Source organism: Rheinheimera oceanensis, from assembly GCF_018831085.1.
GTDB lineage: Bacteria > Pseudomonadota > Gammaproteobacteria > Enterobacterales > Alteromonadaceae > Alishewanella > Alishewanella oceanensis.
On sequence record NZ_JAGPNM010000006.1, the window covers coordinates 145,644 to 168,368 of the forward strand.

At 49.1% G+C, this 22,725-nt stretch carries 30 protein-coding genes; 17 read left to right on the forward strand and 13 right to left on the reverse strand.

Translation table 11 applies throughout. From position 1 onward, the window contains the following. Nucleotides 1-216 precede the first annotated feature (216 nt). Nucleotides 217-615 carry a hypothetical protein gene (locus tag J3B89_RS14225; RefSeq protein ID WP_215398269.1) on the reverse strand — a complete coding sequence of 133 codons (399 nt, stop codon included), beginning with the start codon at nucleotides 613-615 and terminating at the stop codon, nucleotides 217-219. Between the two features lie 184 nt (nucleotides 616-799). Further along, nucleotides 800-1,132 (reverse strand): hypothetical protein, encoded by a 333-nt coding sequence (locus tag J3B89_RS14230; RefSeq protein WP_215398270.1) that lies wholly within the window; start codon nucleotides 1,130-1,132, stop codon nucleotides 800-802. Between the two features lie 133 nt (nucleotides 1,133-1,265). On the opposite strand from J3B89_RS14230, the gene J3B89_RS14235 reads away from it, so the two are divergent. From J3B89_RS14235 to J3B89_RS14255, 5 genes are all read left to right on the forward strand, one after another. After that, nucleotides 1,266-1,625 (forward strand): nuclear transport factor 2 family protein, encoded by a 360-nt coding sequence (locus J3B89_RS14235; RefSeq protein ID WP_215398271.1) that lies wholly within the window; start codon nucleotides 1,266-1,268, stop codon nucleotides 1,623-1,625. Between the two features lie 56 nt (nucleotides 1,626-1,681). Next, nucleotides 1,682-1,924 carry a DUF5655 domain-containing protein gene (locus tag J3B89_RS21510; protein ID WP_349814227.1) on the forward strand — a complete coding sequence of 81 codons (243 nt, stop codon included), beginning with the start codon at nucleotides 1,682-1,684 and terminating at the stop codon, nucleotides 1,922-1,924. A gap of 28 nt (nucleotides 1,925-1,952) precedes the next feature. Further along, nucleotides 1,953-2,222, forward strand: coding sequence for a type II toxin-antitoxin system Phd/YefM family antitoxin (locus J3B89_RS14245; protein ID WP_092790632.1), 270 nt, complete (start codon nucleotides 1,953-1,955; stop codon nucleotides 2,220-2,222). Beyond that, a complete protein-coding gene (locus tag J3B89_RS14250) occupies nucleotides 2,223-2,513 on the forward strand; it encodes a type II toxin-antitoxin system RelE/ParE family toxin (RefSeq protein ID WP_215398273.1) in 291 nt (96 codons plus the stop codon). Between the two features lie 134 nt (nucleotides 2,514-2,647). Next, nucleotides 2,648-3,685 (forward strand): fatty acid desaturase, encoded by a 1,038-nt coding sequence (locus tag J3B89_RS14255; RefSeq protein WP_215398274.1) that lies wholly within the window; start codon nucleotides 2,648-2,650, stop codon nucleotides 3,683-3,685. Nucleotides 3,686-3,712: 27 nt separating this feature from the next. Here J3B89_RS14255 and J3B89_RS14260 read toward each other — a convergent pair whose 3' ends face one another. Beyond that, nucleotides 3,713-3,850, reverse strand: coding sequence for a DUF3096 domain-containing protein (locus J3B89_RS14260; protein WP_215398275.1), 138 nt, complete (start codon nucleotides 3,848-3,850; stop codon nucleotides 3,713-3,715). A gap of 152 nt (nucleotides 3,851-4,002) precedes the next feature. Here J3B89_RS14260 and J3B89_RS14265 point away from each other — a divergent pair, with 152 nt between their 5' ends. The 3 genes from J3B89_RS14265 to J3B89_RS14275 all read left to right on the forward strand — a co-directional run bounded on the left by J3B89_RS14265 (nucleotide 4,003) and on the right by J3B89_RS14275 (nucleotide 6,557). Then, nucleotides 4,003-4,416 (forward strand): DUF5655 domain-containing protein, encoded by a 414-nt coding sequence (locus J3B89_RS14265; protein WP_215398276.1) that lies wholly within the window; start codon nucleotides 4,003-4,005, stop codon nucleotides 4,414-4,416. Between the two features lie 258 nt (nucleotides 4,417-4,674). Further along, nucleotides 4,675-5,487 carry a hypothetical protein gene (locus J3B89_RS14270; RefSeq protein ID WP_215398277.1) on the forward strand — a complete coding sequence of 271 codons (813 nt, stop codon included), beginning with the start codon at nucleotides 4,675-4,677 and terminating at the stop codon, nucleotides 5,485-5,487. Between the two features lie 14 nt (nucleotides 5,488-5,501). Next, complete coding sequence (locus tag J3B89_RS14275; protein WP_215398278.1) at nucleotides 5,502-6,557, forward strand: hypothetical protein; 1,056 nt, start codon at nucleotides 5,502-5,504, stop codon at nucleotides 6,555-6,557. 32 nt (nucleotides 6,558-6,589) lie between these two features. Here the strand turns inward: J3B89_RS14275 and J3B89_RS14280 are convergent, their stop codons facing one another. Next, nucleotides 6,590-6,733, reverse strand: coding sequence for a DUF3096 domain-containing protein (locus J3B89_RS14280; RefSeq protein WP_215398279.1), 144 nt, complete (start codon nucleotides 6,731-6,733; stop codon nucleotides 6,590-6,592). Between the two features lie 215 nt (nucleotides 6,734-6,948). On the opposite strand from J3B89_RS14280, the gene J3B89_RS14285 reads away from it, so the two are divergent. From J3B89_RS14285 to J3B89_RS14295, 3 genes are all read left to right on the forward strand, one after another. Then, the gene (locus tag J3B89_RS14285; RefSeq protein ID WP_215398280.1) at nucleotides 6,949-7,713 is read left to right on the forward strand and encodes an SDR family oxidoreductase; all 765 of its coding nucleotides are present in this window, start codon (nucleotides 6,949-6,951) and stop codon (nucleotides 7,711-7,713) included. Nucleotides 7,714-7,724: 11 nt separating this feature from the next. After that, nucleotides 7,725-8,552, forward strand: coding sequence for a bifunctional helix-turn-helix domain-containing protein/methylated-DNA--[protein]-cysteine S-methyltransferase (locus J3B89_RS14290; protein ID WP_215398281.1), 828 nt, complete (start codon nucleotides 7,725-7,727; stop codon nucleotides 8,550-8,552). Nucleotides 8,553-8,672: 120 nt separating this feature from the next. Beyond that, nucleotides 8,673-9,179, forward strand: a complete 507-nt coding sequence (locus J3B89_RS14295) for a YdeI/OmpD-associated family protein (protein ID WP_215398282.1) — start codon at nucleotides 8,673-8,675, stop codon at nucleotides 9,177-9,179. Nucleotides 9,180-9,211: 32 nt separating this feature from the next. Here J3B89_RS14295 and J3B89_RS14300 read toward each other — a convergent pair whose 3' ends face one another. Together J3B89_RS14300 and J3B89_RS14305 are read right to left on the reverse strand one after the other, a co-directional pair. Further along, the gene (locus tag J3B89_RS14300; protein WP_215398283.1) at nucleotides 9,212-9,529 is read right to left on the reverse strand and encodes an ArsR/SmtB family transcription factor; all 318 of its coding nucleotides are present in this window, start codon (nucleotides 9,527-9,529) and stop codon (nucleotides 9,212-9,214) included. Next, nucleotides 9,526-9,972: an SRPBCC domain-containing protein gene (locus tag J3B89_RS14305; RefSeq protein ID WP_215398284.1), complete on the reverse strand. Its 447-nt coding sequence runs from the start codon at nucleotides 9,970-9,972 to the stop codon at nucleotides 9,526-9,528. Before J3B89_RS14305 ends, J3B89_RS14300 begins: the two co-directional genes overlap by 4 nt. Nucleotides 9,973-10,144: 172 nt before the next feature. Here J3B89_RS14305 and J3B89_RS14310 point away from each other — a divergent pair, with 172 nt between their 5' ends. Next, nucleotides 10,145-10,354, forward strand: a complete 210-nt coding sequence (locus J3B89_RS14310) for a DUF4287 domain-containing protein (RefSeq protein ID WP_215398285.1) — start codon at nucleotides 10,145-10,147, stop codon at nucleotides 10,352-10,354. Nucleotides 10,355-10,375: 21 nt separating this feature from the next. Here the strand turns inward: J3B89_RS14310 and J3B89_RS14315 are convergent, their stop codons facing one another. Genes J3B89_RS14315 through J3B89_RS14325 form a run of 3 tightly spaced genes read right to left on the reverse strand, consistent with a single transcriptional unit; the run spans nucleotide 10,376 to nucleotide 12,174 of the window. After that, the gene (locus J3B89_RS14315) at nucleotides 10,376-11,077 is read right to left on the reverse strand and encodes an ankyrin repeat domain-containing protein (RefSeq protein ID WP_215398286.1); all 702 of its coding nucleotides are present in this window, start codon (nucleotides 11,075-11,077) and stop codon (nucleotides 10,376-10,378) included. A gap of 55 nt (nucleotides 11,078-11,132) precedes the next feature. After that, on the reverse strand, nucleotides 11,133-11,642 hold the full coding sequence (locus J3B89_RS14320) for a hypothetical protein (protein WP_215398287.1): 510 nt from the start codon (nucleotides 11,640-11,642) through the stop codon (nucleotides 11,133-11,135). Continuing rightward, nucleotides 11,626-12,174, reverse strand: a complete 549-nt coding sequence (locus J3B89_RS14325) for a hypothetical protein (RefSeq protein ID WP_215398288.1) — start codon at nucleotides 12,172-12,174, stop codon at nucleotides 11,626-11,628. The genes J3B89_RS14320 and J3B89_RS14325 overlap by 17 nt, the downstream gene beginning before the upstream one ends. A 256-nt stretch (nucleotides 12,175-12,430) precedes the next feature. On the opposite strand from J3B89_RS14325, the gene J3B89_RS14330 reads away from it, so the two are divergent. Continuing rightward, the gene (locus J3B89_RS14330) at nucleotides 12,431-13,711 is read left to right on the forward strand and encodes an FAD-dependent oxidoreductase (RefSeq protein WP_215398289.1); all 1,281 of its coding nucleotides are present in this window, start codon (nucleotides 12,431-12,433) and stop codon (nucleotides 13,709-13,711) included. Here the strand turns inward: J3B89_RS14330 and J3B89_RS14335 are convergent. Then, nucleotides 13,683-14,477: a PQQ-dependent sugar dehydrogenase gene (locus tag J3B89_RS14335; protein ID WP_215398290.1), complete on the reverse strand. Its 795-nt coding sequence runs from the start codon at nucleotides 14,475-14,477 to the stop codon at nucleotides 13,683-13,685. The genes J3B89_RS14330 and J3B89_RS14335 overlap by 29 nt on opposite strands. A 141-nt stretch (nucleotides 14,478-14,618) precedes the next feature. Between J3B89_RS14335 and J3B89_RS14340 the strand changes: the two genes are divergently transcribed. Together J3B89_RS14340 and J3B89_RS14345 are read left to right on the forward strand one after the other, a co-directional pair. Then, a complete protein-coding gene (locus J3B89_RS14340) occupies nucleotides 14,619-14,840 on the forward strand; it encodes a hypothetical protein (RefSeq protein ID WP_215398291.1) in 222 nt (73 codons plus the stop codon). Nucleotides 14,841-14,842: 2 nt separating this feature from the next. Beyond that, complete coding sequence (locus J3B89_RS14345; RefSeq protein ID WP_215398292.1) at nucleotides 14,843-15,214, forward strand: VOC family protein; 372 nt, start codon at nucleotides 14,843-14,845, stop codon at nucleotides 15,212-15,214. A 44-nt stretch (nucleotides 15,215-15,258) separates the two neighbouring features. Here the strand turns inward: J3B89_RS14345 and J3B89_RS14350 are convergent, their stop codons facing one another. After that, nucleotides 15,259-16,725, reverse strand: coding sequence for an MFS transporter (locus J3B89_RS14350; protein ID WP_215398293.1), 1,467 nt, complete (start codon nucleotides 16,723-16,725; stop codon nucleotides 15,259-15,261). A 236-nt stretch (nucleotides 16,726-16,961) separates the two neighbouring features. Here J3B89_RS14350 and J3B89_RS14355 point away from each other — a divergent pair, with 236 nt between their 5' ends. Beyond that, nucleotides 16,962-18,674, forward strand: a complete 1,713-nt coding sequence (locus J3B89_RS14355) for an alpha-amylase family glycosyl hydrolase (protein ID WP_215398294.1) — start codon at nucleotides 16,962-16,964, stop codon at nucleotides 18,672-18,674. A 91-nt stretch (nucleotides 18,675-18,765) separates the two neighbouring features. On the opposite strand, the gene J3B89_RS14360 is transcribed toward J3B89_RS14355, so the two are convergent. Further along, the gene (locus J3B89_RS14360) at nucleotides 18,766-19,617 is read right to left on the reverse strand and encodes an endonuclease/exonuclease/phosphatase family protein (RefSeq protein WP_215398295.1); all 852 of its coding nucleotides are present in this window, start codon (nucleotides 19,615-19,617) and stop codon (nucleotides 18,766-18,768) included. Between the two features lie 156 nt (nucleotides 19,618-19,773). Here J3B89_RS14360 and dauA point away from each other — a divergent pair, with 156 nt between their 5' ends. Next, a complete protein-coding gene (dauA, locus tag J3B89_RS14365) occupies nucleotides 19,774-21,516 on the forward strand; it encodes a C4-dicarboxylic acid transporter DauA (RefSeq protein ID WP_215398296.1) in 1,743 nt (580 codons plus the stop codon). Here the strand turns inward: dauA and J3B89_RS14370 are convergent. Continuing rightward, nucleotides 21,504-22,724 carry a PepSY-associated TM helix domain-containing protein gene (locus J3B89_RS14370; protein WP_215398297.1) on the reverse strand — a complete coding sequence of 407 codons (1,221 nt, stop codon included), beginning with the start codon at nucleotides 22,722-22,724 and terminating at the stop codon, nucleotides 21,504-21,506. The two genes, dauA and J3B89_RS14370, sit on opposite strands and share 13 nt — an antisense overlap. Nucleotide 22,725: the final 1 nt, after the last annotated feature.

Below are 22,725 nucleotides of genomic sequence, written 5' to 3' on the forward strand. Positions count from 1 at the left end.
AAAGATTCTGGATTGAGCTATAGCCTGTACTGGAAAGATCCAGATAGGCGTGCTGAGCCAAACGACCTTTTCCTGGTGGGGGAGCCGGTACGAAAAAGGGTCGTAGCTAATTAACGACATACAGGCAAAAATCCGGTACCGGAAAAATACAGCGGCAATAGATTTACCGCACAAAGTTTAGCTGTATCACCCGAATTGCCGCTATCTTTGTTGAACTTATACAGCGTTGATCAAGCTAAGCCAGCGCTCTACATCAGCTTCCTTAAAGTTGCCAATTAAGCGGTAAATGTTGTTGCTGTCACCGACGATAATAAAAACTGTATTGTCAGCAGCACCTTCGTTTAACCGCACATACGCTGTCATGTTGCCATTATTAAACTGCATAAGCCGGGTTTCAGCGTCAATACCAAATACCTGTAATAATGCCTGCTGTTTAGGCGACAGATTTGAGCTACCACGCCAGGAAAACAAAGCATCTAATGCCTGGCGGACATTTGCGGTTTCTAAGCGAGCGGGTAAACCAGACAATGCCTTATCAGCAGATTCATAACTAAGCGCATCAAAGCGGCTTTCGCCTTGTTCAAACACTATGGTTGGGGTTGCGCCTGCCAGCACTTCAACCTTGCTGTAAGTTTCGGCGCTTGTACAAATATGCAGATCGACAAAAGTGATGGGGACAACATTAGTGTTGCAATTAAATGCAGGCCACGCTGTAACTGTTGGCTGCGCTTGTAAACTGCAAGCAGACAGGGCAAACAGCGAAAGTAATAGAAGGTGTTTAATCATGTAACCGCCTCAGTTAGTAACCCAGCCCTGCAGCTGCCATATCCAATGATGTTTTGTACTGCAGTATACGTGCTCGCATGCAAGTTACCGACTGCTTCTGTTTCAGTTCCGCCATTACGCTTTGTGAATTATTTTTAACCAACCAGAGTACACTCGCTTTGCCGCCTGTTGGCTTAGGAACCCATCGAAATGCATCGGAACAAGTTGCGATATCTGTCAGCAGATCGCCTACAACCGCTGCAACATCTTCATTCACCTCACCCCGAAACTGGGTTTTAATTCCTGCACGGCTGTATAGTATGTTAATCAAGTCCCGTACATGCTGTTTTTGCTGTGGCGTTATCATTTTCACGTCCTGATGTGACCAAGAAGAAAATCGGATTATAACGACACCCCTAAAAAATACAATTAATTTACATTAGTAATATTTTTACAAAGTATGCTATTCGCTATACAGCCCAGACATCGGAGAGAGTGAAATGAACGATTACGCAGTTTTAATTCAGCGCCAGCTGGACGCTTACAATAATAAAGATATCGAAGCCTGGCTAAGTACCTATGCTGAAGATGCACAACAATTCGCTTTACACGGCGTATGCCTGGCTTCTGGTCATGAGGAAATGCGTAAGCGCATGCTGGTTCGGTTTGCCGAGCCCGACCTACATGCCCGCCTTTTAAGCCGCGCTGTTATGGAAAATATCATAGTAGATCACGAAGTCATTACCCGTAATTTCCCGGAAGGCAAAGGCGAAATTGAAATGTTATGCGTTTACGAAGTGCAGAACGGCTTAATTAAAACCGCATCTTTCGCTGTTGGTCAGCCAAAATATATGGTTTAGAAAGCTTTATTAATATTCTTGGCAAAATAGAGACTGTTGCCCGCGACCGCCATGTACTGTTTCGCAGCCGCCGCATCTTTGTCGACCTGTCGATTATGCAAGATTCCGTGCGGGTAGCAATACATCTTAGCCGCCGGATCGACAACCTGATTTTTATTAAAATTGTTGCTGACGGCAAACAAGTTACTCATATCGCTAAAATTACCAACCTGGCTGAGCTTAAACATATTGAACCGCTGATTAAAGAGGCCTGGGCAGTTTTCACTCGCTTGACAGCACCTTTTAACAGGTGCTATTAATGGCTACTGTTAACAGCAGGAGCTGATGATGCAAACCAAATTCTCTGAAGACGTAGTGCCGTTATCGGATTTAAAAATAAACCCCGGCAAAGTGGTAACGCAAACCAATAGCACCCACCGGCCAGTGCTGCTTACCAGCCGTGGCCGCGGCGTTGCCGTGGTGCAGGCACTGGAAGATTACGAAAACACCGCTGAAGAACTGCGCTTTGTTAAAGCCATTGCCACTGGCCTGGCGGATATTCGTGATGGCAATACCGTAACTGCCGAACAGGCTAAACAACTGCTGGGAATTGATTGAGTGCGGTTAGAGTTTGCTCAGTCCGCGCTGTCTGACTTGTTGGCAATAAAGGCCTGGTATCTGGAGCAAGGCGTGCCGCATATTGGTCAGCGTTTTGTTACCGACATTATGGCCGCGGCACAGCGCCTGACAACTCAACCTGATTCCGGCCGGATGGTGCCGGAGTTTAATCAGGCCAATATCCGTGAAATTATCCTGCCACCGTTTCGTGTGGTATACCTGCGCGAAGCAGACTGTATCAGCCTGATCCGCGTCTGGCGTAGTGAGCGTCAATTGCAACTACCCGAATGATCGAACAGCATAAAACGCTGGCTAAAATCCTGCTCCGGTAAGCTTTGCTTTCAGCGCTGTGTCAGGCACAGAGAAAGAGCCCATCGTTAGTTAATTCCAGCTGTCAGGCTGGTCTATTTGGAAAGGCGACATATATGTCAGTAAGCAAAGTGTCAGATGAGCTATCGCCGCAGCAACGGGTCCGCTACATCATTCAGGCAATTCGTGCCGAAGAACAATATTGGCGCGAACGCTATCCCATCCTGCGCTACCAGAACTGGCTTGGGCTGGGTATCTTATTGTTTGCCCTAACCGGTATGGTAACTGCCGCCTGTTTATATTACCTGCAGTTAATTCCGGCCTGGGCTTGCATAATCGCGGCTGCACTGTGTGCCTCCCTGGCCCATGAAATTGAACATGATCTGATCCATCGCCAGTATTTTCGTAACTCGCCAATTATCTACCACGGCATGATGCTGCTAACCTGGTTGATGCGCCCTAACACAGTTAGCCCCTGGTACAGGCGCGATATGCACCTGTTACATCATAAAGTCTCCGGCAGCACCAACGATATAGAAGAACGCCTGGTAGGTAATGGCATCGCCTATGGCTTTAGCCGTTTTATCGTGATGTTTGATGGTTTATTGGGTCTATATATACGTCGCGCTGTTCTGCGCCGGGAAGTAGATAACTTTTCCGTACAACAGCTACTGCAAGCGAGCTTTCCGCTGGCCAGCCTGTATTTTCTTTGTTGGTATGTGTTTTTATTATTTCACGCCTATGATGCGCTATTCGGCGGGTTTAGCGCTGCACCTTATCCAGACAGCTTAGTATGGCTGATGCAGGGCATTGATTTCGCCGTGGTAGTGCTAATCGCCCCTAACGTAATTCGCTCGGCCTGCTTAAACTTTATCACTTCCCATATGCATTACTACGGCAACGTACATAACTTGCTGCAGCAAACCCAAATTCTGGATCGCTGGTATTTTATGCCGCTGCAGCTATTTTGCTGTAACTTTGGCAGTACCCATACTATCCATCATTTTGTGGTGCATCAGCCATTTTATTTACGCCAACTGGTGGCAGGAAAAGCCCTTAAGGTACTGCGCGAACAAGGGGTTAGGTGTAATGACCTGTCCACTTTTGTTAGCGGCAATAGCTGGAATGAAGAGCAAACAGTCAGAACAAATTAATTACTTATGTTTGCCCGTTAATCAACTTTACAAGCCAAAAATCTGGATTACGCCTACGGCGATCAGATAAATAGCCACAACATAGTTTAGGATCCTGGGCCGGATCAATATCAGAATGCCAGCAACGATGGAGAGCACCGGAATAAGGTCAATATGCAGAGCCATAGTCCTGTCCTTTAATGTTTGATTGTGCTGGGTTAACTAAAACATTGTGGTGCCTGGCAGGGAATATAGCAATTCATTAGGGAAAAGGGCGCAGCTAAATTGTTGCTTACGCTAAACTCAAATTACCCCAAAGCTTTGTATCAGAGGTATAAATGCCCCCGGAAATGTGGCAGTGCCCGAAATGCGCGCGTGAGTTCACCCGCAAAAATCAGCGCCATGCTTGTGGCACCGGTGATAGCGCTGATGTATTACGGGGCAGGCCAGAAGCAGTTATTGAGGTTTACCGGGCTATAGAAAGCGTTATTAATAACCTTGGCAAAGTAGAAACCGTTGCCCGCGACCGCTATGTGTTGTTTCGCAGCCGCCGCATCTTTGTCGACCTGTCGATTATGCAAGATGCCGTGCGGGTGGCGATCCATCTTGGCCGCCAGATCGATAACCCGGCTTTTATTAAAATTGTTGCTGACGGCAAACAAGTTACCCATGTGGCGAAAATTACCAGCCTGGCTGAGCTTAAACATATTGAACCGCTGATTAAAGAGGCCTGGCAGTTTTCATTAACCTAAGGCGCCAGCTTCAGCATAAAACGCTACCATTATTAGATCGCAGCAAAATTAACCGCTAATTAAATAAACCAATTAGTTCTCATGCATAGAAAAGGGCTGTTTATTGATCTTAGCCGTCGATTACCCAAAAAGTGTTATGCAGAAAACTGTGCCAGTATTGTTATATACTCGGTTTGCGATTGAATATTGTAAAAATATTTTCGATTATTTACTCTTATATATGATTACAGGCCCGTAACCCAGCGTCAGGAGCCAATTATGAAGTGTCCCCCTCACGTAAAACCGCGCCATTGGATTCTGCCGCTGTTAATGTTAGTAATGATTATCGGGCTACTGCCATCTTTAGCCCATGCGCAGGTTAGCTTTTGGATCCCTTGCTCAGGCAGCAAAGCCCGGGCAGAAGGACGTAGCGTGGATATTCGCTCGTATCTAAGGGTCAATACTGTAGGTATGCAGGTTAATGACATCGAAAATCTTTATTGTGTTACTCAGGTAAAATGTGTTGCCTTGGGTTACTGCCAGGCTGCGTCGCCGGAACAGCAGGCCGCGGCAGATGAACTAAAGCGGGAAATGGCAGCTGAAGAGTTACAAATACAGCGCGAGCGGCAAGCCAAAGCAGCTGAGGCCGAGCGTAAGCGTCTGCAAGCGGAGGAAGATCGTAAACGCCAGTTGGCTGCAATAGCAGCAGAGCAAGCTCGCCGGGAAAAACTGGCTGCAGCTGAGGCAAAGCGCTTACAGCTTTCTGCGCAGAATGCTAAGCGTTTAGTAGAAGCGCGCGAAGAAGCCCGTAAAAAAATGCCGCGCCAGCCAGAAAAATGCACGCATGATTATGCCGCTTATACAAAAAAGTTGGATTTCACTCCCGTCGTCATGTTGCAGGCCAAAGCCATGAAAGATTACGCCGCGCTTGACCGCAGTAAATTATGCAATGGTCATCCTGGTACACTGGCACCGTTGCAATGTTCACAACCTGTCAATTTCTTCGGCGCCAAGATCGCGTCCTGTACAGCAGAAATGCATTGCCCTGCCCGGCAGGAAACCAAATCCTGCAACCGCGCCAGTGCCCAATAGCGGAGATTTTACCTATGCATCTTATAACACTTTGTTTCCGTTTGCTGCTGTGCGGTTGTTACGGCCTGCTTTTGCTGTCTTGCTCAGCTACTATCTCTGTTCTTGAGCAAGAGAGCTGGAAACAATTCTCAGCAGCGGCCGAGGCGCAACCGGAACGCCAAGGCGCAGTAAACCTGCAATTTGCCTGGGAAATCCCCAATAAACGTCTGCTAATGCTGGCGCAGATTAACGAAGAGGAGGTGATGCTATATCAGATCGATCACAAAGCAGGCTTAAAACCCAGCGATGACGCCAAGCGGGTTACCTGTTACTTTCAGAGAAATCAGTTGTATTGTGCAGGCCCTACAGACACTGCGCCATTGCTTGTTGCCGGGGTAGATGCCGATGTGTGGGCAATGTTGGAAGCTCATGCCATAGTGCAAATTGATAAAATAAATACCTATAGCCAGCGGACACTGCAGGCGCAGTTGCATACACAGCAGATGCCACAGGTCGACCTGATGCGGCAACGCCACCCTTTCGAGTGGGGCGGCGAGTACGAAACAGTAGAAAATGCCCAAGCGTTCCTTGATGCCGTAACCGCGCAAGGCACGCTTTTCCGCAGCTCCTGGCCCAGAACACCGTGGTTGGGGTCACAAGGCAATGAATGGCAGAATCAAGGTGATGTAGTCACGCTTAAAACAACAGAGCGCTGCATAACCCTGGCAAGTTCAGCCTCCCGCACCGCATTCCACTACAATCACGATTTCTGGGCAGCCGATACGGTTAAGTTTTTAACTAACTATCGCTGGCAACAACCCATCGACTGGCGGAATATTAAAGGCATTAGAGCAGAAAATGACGGAGTTTTCTTTCATGGCCATTATGCCAGGGCTTTTCACGAGAAGGGCCTTGCTTATCTTAGTGGTTGGAGTCCTTCTATCATTACTGCCAATGCCTCTACGTTTGATCCCGAAGATTACAGTGTAGCCGACTGGAATGTGCATCTGCTGTTGCCCGATGTAGCAGGCCTGCGGGAGAGAGTACTGTATGCTGTAACATATCTCGACATCATGTGTAGTAAGGGTTAGTCATGGCGTTAGCTTCGATCTGCCCCAGTTAATCAGATTTGTAAACCAAAAATCTGGATTACGCCTACGGCAATCAGATAAATAGCCACAACATAGTTTAGGATCCTGGGCCGGATCAATATCAGAATACCGGCAACGATGGAGAGCACCGGAATAAGGTCAATATGCAGAGTCATAGTCCTGTCCTTTAATGTTTGATTGTGCTGGGTTAACTAAAACATTCTGCTGCCTGGCAGGGAATATAGCAATTCATTACGGCAAGGCTAGCTCATTAATACTTTACACTACACTTCAACTCAGCAAGATCCGGGTCGGCAGGCTGGGCGCAACCTCTTAAAATTGGCTCTGTTTCAATCAGACACTAATTTCAAACAGAACCAAGAGGCCGGATATGAATACTCTCGAGAATAAAGTTGTCATTGTTACTGGTGCCAGTGCCGGTATTGGCCGGGCAACCGCACGCCTGTTCGCCAAAGAAGGCGCTTCTGTGGTGCTGGCCGCACGAAGAGAGCCTGAGCTTCAATCTTTAGCTAACCTTATCACTGATGAAGGCGGACAAGCGCTGGCAATTGCGGGCGATGTTGGTGAAGAAGAATTTGCCAGGGCTCTGGTCGAGCAGACTTTAGCCCGGTTTGGCCGCCTGGATGTCGCATTTAATAATGCTGGCATATTAGGTGCCAGAGGGCCGGTTCCCGACATGTCTTTGAGTGATTGGAATCAGGTTATCGCAACGAATCTGACGAGTGCTTTTCTGGCGGCGAAGTACCAACTTCCTGCCATGTTGGCTGGCGGTAGCGGCTCCATAATTTTTACCTCTACTTTTGTGGGCTATACAGCAGGTATGCCGGGAATGTCTGCATATGCCGCCAGCAAAGCGGGGCTGATTGGCCTTACCCAGGTACTTGCCTGTGAGTACGGCTGTCATAATATCCGGGTAAATGCGTTGTTGCCGGGTGGAACTGATACAGCTGCAGCACAGGAATTTGCGGGTACGCCAGAAGCGAAAGAGTTTGTCTGCAATCTGCACGCACTTAAACGTATTGCTACGCCAGAGGAGATTGCCCAATCTGCACTCTATCTGGCTTCCGATGCGTCCAGCTTTACTACGGGATCAGCGATGCTGGTAGATGGCGGCGTTTCCATAAACCGGGTTTGAGAGGTATTGTTATGTCGGACTACGATCGTATTGAAAAAGCTATGGTCTATATGGTGGACAGGGCTGCTGATCAACCCAGTTTGGCAGAGATTGCCGCCCATATACACCTGAGTCCTTATCACTTTCAGCGGCTTTTTTGCCGCTGGGCAGGCACAACTCCAAAGCGCTTTTTGCAGGTCCTGACATTGGAACGGGGTAAAAAGCTGCTGGACGAATCCCGCTGCCTGCTCGACGTATCACATGAGCTTGGACTAAGTGGCAGTTCAAGGCTGCATGATCATTTTGTGCAGATTGAGGCTGTCACACCAGGCGAGTATAAGAGCCGGGGAAGGCAGCTGAATATAGAATATGGTTTACATTCTACTCCGCTGGGGCCTATGTTTGTGGCAGTAACCCCGCGTGGTGTTTGCCGGGCAGAGTTCATCGGCTTTAATACTGTGCCGGTGTTACTGGATGACTTGCATAACGCCTGGCCTTTGAGTGCAATCACAGAAAATCTCACATCTACGCGTCATGCCATTGATGCTTTTTTTGGCGCAAATATAACATCAAGGCAGGGTCCTCTGTCGCTGCATGTGGCAGGCACCAATTTCCAGATCGCTGTGTGGCGCGCCCTGCTCAAAATCCCTCCTGGCGCTGTGGCTAGCTATGCCAGGGTTGCTAAGTCGCTCGGTGCCCCTAACGCAGCAAGAGCAGTTGGTAACGCTATTGGCGCGAACCCGGTTGCTTTACTGATCCCATGCCATCGGGTTATACAGCAAAGTGGTGCACTGGGCGGTTACCGCTGGGGGTCTGCGAAGAAGCTAATGGCGCAAACATGGGAAAGCATGTTTATCTAGGCAAACCTTCTAATACTATCTTCTTTGTCTCAGATCCAGTTTAATTAAGCCGGTAAGTGAACACCGCCGCTGTGCAAAACATCGGGCAAGCAACAGCCAACACCACTACGGAGTTTGACAATGACTGGCATTACTTTTAGCGCACCCATCACCATACGCGGTATTAATCCGTACGTACTGGTAAGCGGCGAGCTGGCTACGCAGCTAAAAGAGCAGTGGCGTAAACCACTGCCGGTGCTGGTGCAGGTAAACGGCAAACCTGAACCACCGTGGCGGATTAATATGATGCCGGTTGGTGACGGCAGTTTTTATTTGTATCTGCATGCCGATGTGCTCAACGCATCCGGCACCGGGGTTGGTGACGTGGTACAGGTAGCGCTGCAATTTGATGCCGCCTACACGCCCGGACCTGTTGATCCGATGCCAGACTGGTTTCGCGTAGCGTTAGAGCAAAACCCAGCAGCCAGCCAGCGCTGGGCAGCCCTTATTCCAAGCCTGCAAAAAGAAATTTTGCGCTATCTGGCCCGGCTAAAGTCTGCTGAGGCACAGGCGCGCAATACCAAACTGGCAATATATGTGCTGGCTGGGGGTAAGGCGCGCTTTCTGGCGCGTTCCTGGAACGAATAAGCCGGCGCCGGGGTAACCGCCAGACCTGGCATTCACTGCTCGGTAAACTGTTTTAATGCCTGTAAGCGCTTGTCCCACTGGGCTTCCAACCTGGCGATAAAGTCCCGCCCTTGCTGCAGAGCAACGGCATCCAGCTGCACTTTAACTTCACGCCCCACCGGGTGCAGCTGTACTACTTTAGCTGACACCAGCGCCTGAATTTGCTTACGCGCACCCTGGCGGCTAATACCGAGATCTTTAGATAATTCGCCCATACACAGTGCTGTACCGTTCGATAACCGCTGCACTATCTGCAACCGCACCGGGTCGCCCAATGCTTTAAATATCTGTGCTATGGCTAGCTGGCTCACTTGCTCTCCTCACTAAAGTATTGTTGTAGCCGCATCAGCATAAAGTCCCAGCCGTCGCTGTTTTGTGCCAAACTGCTGGCAGCGATTTGTGGCGGTAAATCGGCAAAACCACTTTCCGTTAAGCTCACTTTGCATCGGCCCGGCTCTAACTCTGCAATACGAAATTCTACCAGAGTGTGCGGCACGGTTAGTACTTCACCGGTGAAGTTATTGCCGCCAGGCACCCAACGATAGGCAAAATAGTTGTAAGGGTTGGCGGCTTCAATATAAACACTGCTTCTGTGTTTTTCACCAAAGCCGAATACCGCTTGTGCACCCTGCCGGTAGTCGCCTGTTAACGTATCGGGAAACCACTTTACCACCTGCTCCGGTGTGGCAATGGCGTTATATATGCGCTCGGCACTGGCATTAATGGTTAGCTCGCGCTGAATAGTGTTTTGCATAAGTTGCTCCGTATCTGAGTTTAGCTTGACTACAGCTTAACTAAAACACAGCACAGCCAAACATGCAACCTTTTGGTTGCATGTTTTTTTATAGCACTTTATTTGCCATGTCGAATTTTCCCGCTATGGTACGACTACACCTTGCTATCACTTAACTAACAGGAGAAACCCAATGAGCACAGAACAAGCTGTTAAAGGCCCGGCGTCTTACTTTCCGTCGATTGAAAAAAACTACGGCCAAAGCATACAACACTGGTTAACCTTACTGGATAACGTGAAAGATCAGCCGCATATGGCTCAGGTCGCGTTTTTAAAAACGCAGCATGGCATTGGCCACGGCCATGCCAATGCGCTGGTTGCCTATTATCGCGCCCAAAAATAGGCCAACTGCAGATATATTAGGTTACTTGTGATTAGTTACCTGAATTTTGTTCTCTTGCTGGACAGAGTAAAACTCTGCATAAAGGCTACGGGCAAATTGGGCCGTCGCCACCATTTTATCTGCCGCAACATACAGAGCATCATCTTCAGGTAAAAAATAAAGCTGTTCGGTATATAACAACTGCACTGCTAACGCATGATGTAAAAAATCCATTCCTGACTGTGAGCGCATTAAAGGGTTAGCCCCTTTTTCCAGCATATATCTGAGTAAATCCGGGGTGTGCTCATTTTGCGAGTACAGTAACTTTATCAATGGGGTGTAACCGTCTTTATCTTGATGGTTAATATCTAGCCCAATAGCCAGCAACTTATTTATACACTCACGGTTATCTTCCGCTTTACGAAAATACCCGATGTGGTGCAATGCGTTACCATCGTCATCAAATGTTGAAGCAGCACCGAAGGCTATGAGTACATCAATCGTTGATACAGAGCAGCCTTCTGCACTTGTCATCAACAAGTAAAGCGGGTTCTCTACAGCAAACAGTTGCTGCAAACTCTGTTGAGGTAAAGACTGAAGGTATTTTTCAAGAGCGGGCGCATCATCACTCAGTACCAGTTGTTGCAACCTTTGACGTTCTGACGCAACCAAAACACTGTTCGGATCTATCTCTGCGTGGAGCTGAATAAAAGGAGTTAATAATGTCATTACGGTCAATGACATTATGAAAGCTTGTAGCAATATTTTATTTAATATCCGACAAAATAAAACCATAGAACTATTTAGCATACTGCTTTTGAACAGTAGCATTCACCTGTTGTAGAAACGTTTGTAATGGAGCATAGCAAAAATTTGTCGGCAGCTCAGTTACACCATCAGTCGTCGTTACTATGATAACATTCTTACTGTTTGGTAAACGAAGTGCATTGAAAATCGCTTTGTCTGAAAAAGATACGCTTAGCAGTTCACTCGCTAGAAAATCAGCCTGCACATCTAACGCAAGCCGTAATCTGGTATTATCAAAAGTAGCGATAAGACATTGGTCAGTCTGAAATTTCGATAACCACAGGCTTAAACGTTCCACCACATAAAAAAACAAAAACACTGTAACCAGTGCTAAGACAACCCGGCTGGCAGTGCTGGCCAACAGCTCGCTATTAATAAAATAATAAATAAACCCAATTGCAAAAGGCAGCATAAGAAATTTTATCCAGGCAAGTATAGAACTGCTTTCCAAAAAAAATGCCGCTTTTGATATTTTCAACTTCAAATTAATGGCTTCTGGCACGGCGAACTAACTCAGCCTGAATAGCTTGACGGCCTGATTCATGATTAAAGTAAAAGCCCCAAATCATCACAGTAAGAACAGGATGTGCGCGGCCAATGCCTGCTTTCGGCGTTCTACTGCTTTTGGCCATATCGTACAAGGATGGAACAGAAAATCCTGCACCAGCCAGCCCTAAATATGTACTTACAGATTCGGCAAATTCTAAATCAGCTTCCAGTTCATGAGTTGTCTTCGCCCAAAGCCCCCACATAGGGTTTACCATAGGATCTGTGATCTTAGCGATCGCTTTAGCTATCGCTGGCCGCCCCTGTAAATTGTCATGGATTAAACGCATAACTTTCATCTTATCTTGTCTCGGCAAGTGATGATACAGCACGATACCAGTGAGAATTTCCAGTACAACCCCCTCAGAAAGGGCGGGCATATTGCCGCGTGCGGAAAACATATTACGCGGAAAATCAAGTAACTGACACAGGTAATCAATTTGACCTGACATAGTTTCAGGCATTCTGTAGGGTAAGGACGGTTGCATAACTGAACTCCATTTCCGACTAAAAAGAAACAAAAGTTAATTTATTGATTTAAAAATGTCAATCAATAATTTCTAATTTAAATGACTGAGCTTGCTAAACAGCAGTTAATTTTGAAGTGGTGTCTTTGGCAAACCAACTTAATACTGAAATTTTGCCCTTTGGCGACACCCGCCGCCGAAATGTGTTTTACTGTGCCTTATTGTCTGAAAACAACATCGCCAGATGTTGCCAATTAGCCGAACCGGGAGGGCATTGATGGCTGAACGTGGTAGCAGATACTCTATTGCTGTAATTGGCAGCGGTATGGCGGGGTTAGCGGCGGCTTATCGGGCGCGCTGTGCCGGCCATAATGTTACAGTATTTGAAACCCACAACAGCCATGGGATGGATGCTCACCGCCTTAACGTAAATGGCGGCATGGTAGATGTACCTCTGCGCGTAATGAGCCCCGAAAGCTGGCCCAGCCTGCTTGCCCTGGCCAAAGAAGTTGGCGTGGGCACTTTTAACGTACAAACCCATACCACCTGTAGCTGGACTAACCGCCATACCTGGTTTCGCAGTGGCGAAGTCCCGCTGCTGGGCTGGCCCTTTATTGGCTCGTGGCGCTACCTGAACCGCCGAGCTCTGCGCATGGGGTTGGGTATCTGGCAACTACGGCGGCTAACCCGCCAGCTTGAGCACCGTAGCAACAATGCCACACTGAACGATGCCACGCTGGCTGACATTTTACAGCAGCACAACTTTGACCCACTGTTCTGGCGCGGCCTGGTGCTGCCCATTCTTACCACTATTTGTACCTGTGAAGAAAAACACCTGCTGAACTGGCCCGCAGCGCAGTTGCTGTCATTACTGAATGGCATTTTGCACAGCAGCCAGCTTTGCCGGCTGGAAGGTGGTACTTCAGCATTGGTGCAAGCGTTGGCTAAAGGCCTGCCTTTGCATAGTGGCAGCCCTGTAGTACAGGTTAAAACAGCCGGGCAAGGGGTAAAGGTCTATAACGAACACGGTGATGGTGGCGTGTTCGATCGGGTAATTGTTGCCACCCAGGCTAACCAGCTAAGTTTTTTGGATGACGCCCAGTTTGGCGCTGAGCGCGAAATACTGCAAAGCATTGGCTTTGATTCAGGCGAGCTTTGGGTGCATCAGGACAGCCGCTTTATGCCGCTAAAACAACAAGACTGGACGGCACTGAATTTTCAGCTGGATAAAACACTAACAAAACCGATGTTTACTGTCTGGGTTAACAGGGTAGAACCTACGCTTACAGACAGCGCGCCGGTATTTCAAACCTGGAACCCGCTGTTTGAACCCAAGCCGGATACCGTACTGGCACGCATACCACTGCAACGCGCAGTGGTTACCCCTGGCACCGCCCAGGTGCATAAAGCACTTAACCAGTGGCACTGCCAAAGCGGCCGCCAGGTGTTTTTTTGTGGCTCCTGGGCCTGTGAGGGCGTGCCGCTGCTGGAATCGGCCGTACGCTCGGCCAATGCTGTGGTAGACATTATTAATCAGCCCGTTGCACCGCAGCCGTAGCAACTACACGCCAGATAGTATTGGACAGATCGTCAGCAACAATTAATGCGCCTCTTGGATCTACTGTTACTCCTACAGGTCGGCCACGGGTCTTACCATCTTTGCCGAGAAAGCCAGTGACAAAATCTACCGGCGGCCCGGCAGGAACACCATTACGGAACGGTACGAATACCACTTTGTAGCCCACCGGATTTTTACGGTTCCAGCTACCATGCTCACCAATAAATCCCCCTTCTGCGAATTCGGTTCCCATGGCGGCTACAGAGAAATCGAGCCCAAGCGCAGCTACGTGCGAGCCCAGCGCATAATCAGGCTTGATAGCCGACGCCACTTTTTTTGGATCTTGCGGCCGTACACGGCCATCAATATTTTGCCCCCAATAGCTATAAGGCCAGCCATAAAATGCGCCTTCTTTTACCGTTGTCAGGTAATCAGGCACCAGGTTTGGCCCCATCTCGTCACGCTCATTCACCACTGCCCACAATTGGCCGTTTTCTGGTTGTATGGTGAGCGCTGTTGGATTACGTAAACCGGTGACGTAAGGCCGGTGCGCCCCGGTTTGGGCATCTACTTCCCAGATCATCGCGCGATCTGCTTCAGCTTCCATGCCCCGCTCAGTAATATTGCTGTTAGAGCCAATACCGACGTAAAGAAAACGCCCATCGGCACTCGCTGCCAGTGCTTTAGTCCAGTGGTGGTTGATCAGTGATGGCAGATCGGTAAGCTTGACCGGCGTTACTATTCTGGCCTGACACCTGCTCCGCACCTGGCTGCAACACTGGGCACGCGCATTATGTATGCGTTGTTTAGCAAACTGGGCTTTATTTTACCCAAACGTACCCACGCTGAACACTGGCTGGCAGAAGCCTATAACCGCGGCTAAACTTGCAGCGTTAACGGAGGCGCAATGAAAACCATACTCGTTATTTGTCTGTTGCTGGGCGTAATTGGCTGCAGCAACAAAGCGGCATATCAAAACCTGAAACTAAACAAACAGCAACAATGTATGCGCGGACCGGTGGCGGAGTATGACAAGTGTATGCAAAACATGGATCAGAGCTATGAAGAATATGAACGGCAGCGCCAGCAAGCATTGAAGCGACAGGCGACTCAGAGTGAGGGACAATAACAATGGACTTGGGTGCATTTTCAGTCAGTTTAGCGGTAAAAGATATTGCCGCCTCAAAAGCCTTTTATGAAAAGCTCGGCTTTACTACCATGGGTGGCGAGCAAAGCCAGGGTTGGCTGATTTTAAAAAACGGCGACACGATAATTGGTTTGTTTCAGGGCATGTTCGAGAAAAACATCCTGACGTTTAATCCGGGGTGGGATCAAAACGCGCAAAACTTAGCTGAATTTACTGATGTACGTGACATTCAGAAACACTTGTTAGCGCAAGGGGTTACATTAATTAAAACAGCTGATGAAAGCAGCAGCGGACCTGAGCATATTATTCTGCAAGACCCGGATGGTAACCAGATTATGTTCGATCAGCATCGCTGAAATAACTAAGGCGCCAGACGGCGCCTTAGTTTGTGTGCAACAGCTTATTCGCTGGTTGTTGTGTCCTGCTCTTTTACCAGCCATACCGACAGTGCACCCAGCACCATAGCGGCACCGGCCAGCATAACGATATACACCGCCTGATTTTGGAATACCGAGCCTAAAATCCAACCGGCAATTAAACCGGAGATAATCTGCGGCGCCGCAATAGTAAAGTTAAAAATACCCATATACACGCCGGTTTTATTTGCCGGTAAGGCACCAGCCAATATTGCATACGGCATAGCCAGAATAGCCGCCCAGGCTATGCCCACGCCCAGCATCGGGATCATCAGGCCCAGTGCGCCTTTGGGTATTTCTACCTGGGTAATTAACAGGTTTACGTGGGTCATGGTGGGGTCGGTAAACAGCACAAAGCTTAAGTAACCCAGGCCACCGGCTAACAGCGATATTGAATAAACAAACTTGCGGCCAAACAGGTTAGCCAATTTAGCCATTACTAATGAAAATAGCACAGCAAACAATGAGTAACCGGCATATAAAATACCTACCCAGTCACCTGCAGCGCCTTTAGCAGCTGCGATATGCGCCGGTACACCACCCATTTGGGCAATATAGGCGCCGTTATACCACTCCACACCAACGCCCCAGGTGTTTTGCGCAATAGCAGCCGGAAAATAGGTCCACATAATAAACAACGCAAACCAGGAGAAAAACTGCACCAGCGCCAGTTGTTTCATAATACGCGGCATGCTTTTCATGGTTTGCCAGAAATCAGTTAACTTCTCGCCTAGTGAACGCGACTGGCGCACCTGTTCGGCCAAAGCCTGGGCTTCTGAATCCAGCCCTTTGTAAGCATAGTATTGTTCAGGCGCATATTCTTTAGTGCGAAATACTGTCCACAACACAGAACCCAGCAATACCGTTGCACCGATATAAAATGCCCAGATCACAGAAGGCGCCACTTCACCGGCTTTCGAAGCATTGTCCAACCCGACTACGTTAGTCAGTACAAAAGGCAGAACAGAGCCAAATACTGCACCAATATTGATCAGCAAGGTTTGCACTGAATAACCAATGTTGCGCTGTTCCGGCGGCACCATATCGGATACCAGAGAACGAAACGGTTGAAAGGTCACATTAAAAGCAGCATCTTTAATAGCGAAAATAATCAGGCCAAACAACATTGGCGGAATAAAAGCCACCATCATTGACGAGTTAGGCAACAATATCATAGCCGCCGCTGCAACTACGGCACCGCCCAACATAAAGGGTAACCGGCGGCCGAGTTTATTCCAGGTACGGTCAGACGCCGCACCGACAATAGGCTGTACCAGCAAGCCCATAACCGGGGCCGCCAGCCAGAATAACGACAATGATGATAAGTCGGCCCCCAGATCAGATAAAATCCGGCTGACGTTACCGTTTTGCAGCGCAAAACCAATTTGCACACCCAGAAAACCGAAACTGAGGTTCCAGATCTGCCAGAAAGAGAGCTTAGGTTGTTTCATTACAGGTCCCCGGATACTTTTATTCTATTATGATGCTTCTTATGTTGGCCTAAACTACACGATAGCAGCCATTTTGCGCAAAACTGTGCATACGTATTCATCTTGTTGTTGCACTGTTTTGGCGTTATTACCAACCATTAATTAGCAAAACTGCACCAAATTGCTGCGTCTCGCTCAACACAACAGAGTGCGACATAAAATAATGGTGCCTGAAATAATACTCTGACGGGGATGCAATGAAAGCTTTTACCTTAAGCGCACTGGCGCTGTCTTTATTACTGGCCGGCTGTAAGCCGGCACCAACCAACAGCACTGAACCCAATACTACGCAGGCAGTAACTGCCGTGCAGCAAAGCGCGGCGGCTAAAGACTGGTGGCAGGACGCCGTGTTTTATCAAATCTGGCCACGCAGTTTTTATGACACCAGCGGCGATGGCCACGGCGACTTTAACGGCATGACCGCCAAACTGCCCTATTTGCAGGAGCTGGGGGTAAATGCACTGTGGCTAACGCCAATGTTTGAAGCGCCCTCATACCACGGTTACGACTTTACCGAGTTTTATCAGGTAGAAAGTGATTATGGCACAATGGCCGAGTTTGAAGCTTTTATTCAGGCCGCAGATAGCCACGGCATGAAGGTGATACTGGATCTGGTGATTAACCATATCTCCAGTGAGCATGACTGGTTTAAACGCTCGGCCGCCGGCGAAGCACCGTATAAAGATTACTTTGTCTGGCGTGACGATATGCCGCCGGCAGGCAGTGGCTGGGGCCACGCCTGGAGCGACAATGATAAGCCCGAAGCCGTATGGCACTATAACGACACGCGCAAAGCCTGGTATTACGCCGCTTTTGGTGCCAGCCAGCCTGACTTAAACCTGCGCCACCCCGATGTTATTGCCGAAATGGAAAAAATGGCCAAATTCTGGCTGGATAAAGGCGTAGCCGGCTTTCGCCTGGATGCCGTGCGTTTTGCGATGGAAGGCGGCCCCGATGCCCAGGCCGACACCGATGAAACTATCGCCTACTGGCAGAGTTTTAACCAGTACGTGAAAAGCGTTAACCCAGAGGCGTACTTAGTGGGCGAAGCCTGGGTAGATATCCCGGTGGCAGCACGTTACTACGGCGGAGGTAAAGGTCTGGACCAGGGCTTTGATTTTGAAGTCGGCTACAAAATTCTTGGCCTGCTGCAACCCAACGCCGGGGGCGAAGCACAGTTTGGCACTATGCACTCTGCACAACAGCAGGTAGCAGATGCCTCGGTATTACAGCAGAACGTGCAACAACGTAATGAGTCTGAAGCACCGCTGCACTTTTTTGCGCCGTTTTTAACCAACCACGATCAGGAGCGCATCGCCTATCAACTTAAACAACATGATGCCAAAGCCAAACTGGCAGCAGCCATGTTATTCAGCTCGCCGGGTACGCCGTACATTTACTATGGTGAAGAAATTGGCCTAACTCAGGATCGCAGCGGTCACGACGTATTTAAACGCGCGCCTATGTTATGGGATAACAGCAAACAGGCAGGCTTTACCCAAGCCGATAGCAGTTGGGTAGAACAAATGCATCTGTTTGGTGAAGGCTTCCCTAACTGGTATCCGGATTTTCTCGCGAAGCAACTGCAGGCAGAAGATCGCAGCGTAGCGGCACAACAGGCGCAGCCAAACTCTATCTGGTCACTTTATAAACTTTTAATTGCGCAGAAAAAACAGCGGCCAGAGCTGGGTATTGATGGCAGTTATCAGGTAACTCAGCTGGATAACGGCATAGTAAAAATTGCACGGGAACTAAACGGCAGTAAAAGCCTGTTTATCTTAAACCTGAGCGACAGCGCGCAGGATATCAGCGCCATTAACCGTAACGGTTTAAACGCTGGCTGGGCCTTTGATCTGGATGGCAATACACTGGCGCCATTTGGCCTGCTGCTATTGCAAAGCGCCCTCTGATATTCCCCGTTACCGCCGGTCACTCCGGCGGTTTTCCCTGCCCCGCACTATAACTTACAGCAGTACATAAAAGTGCCTGTGGCAACAGTTCCTACGGCTTTTGCGGTAAGGTAATTACCGTAGAAATAGGAAAATGATCAGAAATATATACACCGGCAACGCTTAGTTGATAAGTGCGGTAGTCATGGCTTTTTAAGCCGTTACTGATAAAAATATAGTCGATACGGCTGCTATCGCCTGCAGCGAAACCGTTGTAGGTGCCTACTTCTTCTGCATTTGCCAGGACTGCGGTATCTGTCAGCGGTAACAAGCGGTCAGAGGTGAGCGTTTTATAGGCGGCGCTATTATTCAGCATATTAAAATCACCTAATAGAATAACCGGCTTGTTACCCGCAATAGCCGGAATATGTGTCAGCAAAAATTCAGCGCTTTTTTGCCGGGCCAAATCGCTTACATGGCTAAAATGCACATTAAATACAAAAAAATCGCTGCCGCTTTTTTCAAAATGCCCCCAACTGGCAACGCGTGGAAGCTGGGCCTCCCAGCCAATTGAGCCTGCAACATACGGCGTTTCAGATAACCAAAAGTTACCGCCATCCAGTTTTTTAATAGTGTTTTTATTGTAAAACAACGGCACAAACTCACCGGCAACCACGCCATCGTCCCGGCCAACACCAATGTAGCTGTAATCAGGCAGTTGCTCGCTTAACCAGCTAAGTTGATGGTGCAACACCTCCTGCAACCCCAGTACATCGGGCTGCAGCGTTTTTAAGTGGGCATAAATCAACTGCTGCCTGTTTGGCCAGGCATTGATTGCATCGGCGGGGTTGTCGTAACGAATATTAAAGCTTTCAACAACCAGGCTGGTTGCGCTTACTTTTACCGGCATACTGCAGGCTGTAAATAAGCCAAACAACAAAACAAACTTAACAGCTTTTATCATAACGGCTCTTTTTGTCTTAACAGAGGCAATTATTGTAGAGAAGCAGTATTGCGCCATTATGAAAGTAACACAACCATACTAAAAGCGCATAGGCGTAAGCCTTTGTTGGCGCTACAATAAGTTTATCCCTTAGCGGCTTTTATCGCGGATGCTGTTATGTCTGACCGATCCCACCTGTTTTCTTTGCGTGCTGGCCACGCCCTGCGTGATGTGCTGGCCGAAGGCTATAACCTGAATAAATTCGGCAAAGACCTGCTGGCAGGCATTACTGTAGGCATTATTGCCATACCACTGGCGATGGCACTGGCCATTGCCTCAGGTGTGGCGCCACAATACGGCCTGTACACCGCTATTATTGCCGGTTTTGTTATTGCGCTAACCGGCGGCTCGCGCTATAGCATCAGCGGCCCCACCGCAGCCTTTGTGGTTATCTTGTACCCGGTAGCGTTAAAGTACGGTTTAAGCGGCTTACTTATTGCCACTGTGCTATCCGGTGTTTTGCTGCTGGTTATGGCGGCCATGCGGCTGGGGCGCTTAATTGAATATATACCTGAATCTGTCACCTTAGGCTTTACCGGCGGTATTGCGGTGGTAATTGCCACCCTACAAGTGAAAGACTTTTTTGGCTTGCCAATACAAACCATGCCCGAGCACTTTGTTGATAAACTGCTGCTGTTGGGGCAAATGCTGCCACAATTATCCTGGCCCAGCCTGCTGGTTGCTGCAGTAACGCTGGCTGTTATGCTGCTGTGGCCCAGGCTAAAAACCATGATACCGGCGCATTTACCGGCACTGTTTATTGGCACCTTGCTGGCATTAGTGTTGCTGGGGTTAGGCGCTGAACTGGACACCATAGGCTCGCGCTTTAGTTACACCACACCCGATGGCGCCAGCGGCAACGGTATTCCGCCTTACCTGCCTTACTTTGACTGGCCCTGGCTACGCCCCGGCCCCGATGGCGAACTGCTTGGCTTTAGCTGGCAGCTGGTAAAAGATTTACTGGCGGCCGCTTTTGCCATGGCCATGCTGGGTGCTATTGAATCGCTGCTGTGTGCTGTGGTGCTGGACGGCATGTCCGGCAGGCGACACAGCGCCAACAGCGAACTGTTCGGCCAGGGCCTTGGTAATATTATTACGCCGTTTTTTGGTGGCATTACCGCAACGGCAGCACTGGCACGCTCATCGGCTAACTTTAAAGCCGGTGCCCAGTCACCGGTATCGGCTATGGTGCATGCACTGGTATTACTGCTGGGGCTGGTGCTGCTGGCACCGGTATTATCTTATGTGCCTATGGCCGCGCTGGCATCATTGCTGCTTATAGTGGCCTGGAACATGAGCGAAGCGTCCAAAGCGGTGCACTTACTGAAAACCGCCCCGCGCAGCGATATCTGGGTATTTATTACCTGTTTTTCCCTTACCGTGCTGTTTGATATGGTGATCGCTATTACCACCGGTATTCTGCTGGCGGCCTTACTGTTTGTTAAAGAAATAGCCGAAATGAGCAAAGTGACTGATATCAGCCATAACCGTAAACAGGTTGAACAGCCTATCCCAACTGGCTGGCAGGTGCTAAAAATCAGCGGGCCGCTGTTTTTTGCCGCAGCCGATCGTATCTTTGCCGATATCGCCCGTTTAAGTGACCATAGCCGTGGCCTGGTGTTGTATATGGACGGCGTGCCACTGCTGGATGCAGGTGGCCTGGCCGCCCTGAATAAACTGATCAGCAAGTGCCATAAAAGCAAAACTCAGCTGATTATTGCTGATTTACAGTTTCAGCCACTAAAAACCCTGGCCAAAGCCGGAGTAAAACCCGTGCCGGGTCAACTGAGCTTTTACCCGACACTGCGCGAAGCGCTGGAAACACTGTATCAGCAAGCGGCAGCAGATCAGGACGGCTGAGCTTTATTGTATAGCGTACCCAACAGCGGCGATAACGGCAGCTTGCTTAGCTCGCGCTGCGAAAATGTCGCGCTGGTCCAGACAATACCGCTTAATGCCAGCAGCAGCGCCAGCCAGCCGAACCGGCCCAGCCAGCGTGCCAAACTTGGCTGCTTATGTTTGGTGCGTAACCAGTGCATACGCATACCCCCTGCCACCAAAATACACAGGCCGGTGCCAAACAGCGCGTAAATCAGTTTAACTGCCAGACCACTAAAGTTACCAAAATGCAGCGGGTCAGCCATATCGGTCAGGTAAGCCAGCACACCTAAATCGGCACTGCTCTGGCTGCCCGTTACATTACCCGCGCTGTCCAGATAAATACGGTTGGCCCGGTCGCGTAGCAGCAAATCTCCCGTCTGGCCGCTAACCACAATCGGCGCTTTGGCATTGCTGTTATACAGCACAGCGCGGATATCCAGCTGTGGCCGCTGTTGCTGCGCAATGAAGGTTATTTGTGCCAGCGATAAAGGTTGTGTTGGCGCTGTTGTGTTTAATGTGACTTTTGGCACCGGCGGATAATATTGCAGCGGTGTTTTTAGCAACCAATGCTCGGTAAAATACCACAGGCCGGTTAACGTCATCAGTAATACAAACCACCAGCTCCATAAACCAATAAGCTTGTGCCACGACGCCCAGTTGCTGCGCACTGCCCAGCGCCATTTACCGGGGTGACGTAACCATTGCTGCCACCAGTTACGATAAACATAAAAGCTGGAGATAACAGATATAAGCAGTAAAAAGCTCAGCGAAGTTACAATAACCTTGCCTACGCCTTCAACCGACAAGTACATATGCAAATTGCGCAAAAAGCGGGATAACCGGCCCCAGTCACCACTACCGGTGAGGCTGCCACTGGCCGGATCAAAATAAGCAAAGCGAAACCCCTCTGGCGTAGCCAGTGACGCTTCACCTGCCAAATAAGCCTGCTGATGCACCTGTACGCTGATCAGTTGGCTATCCGGGTAGGCTAATGCCAGGTTTTGCTCCAGTTGTGCCCAGTTAACCGGGCCATTTCGGCTGCTAAGTGCACGGTATTTGCTATCGCTCAGATACTGTATTTCATAGCTAAGCGCTGCCAGCACACCTGTGACACACACCAGCAGCAACAGTGCCCCCAGCACAAAACCGGCCCACGAATGCAGAGCAAACCATTGCCGGTTCGTCATA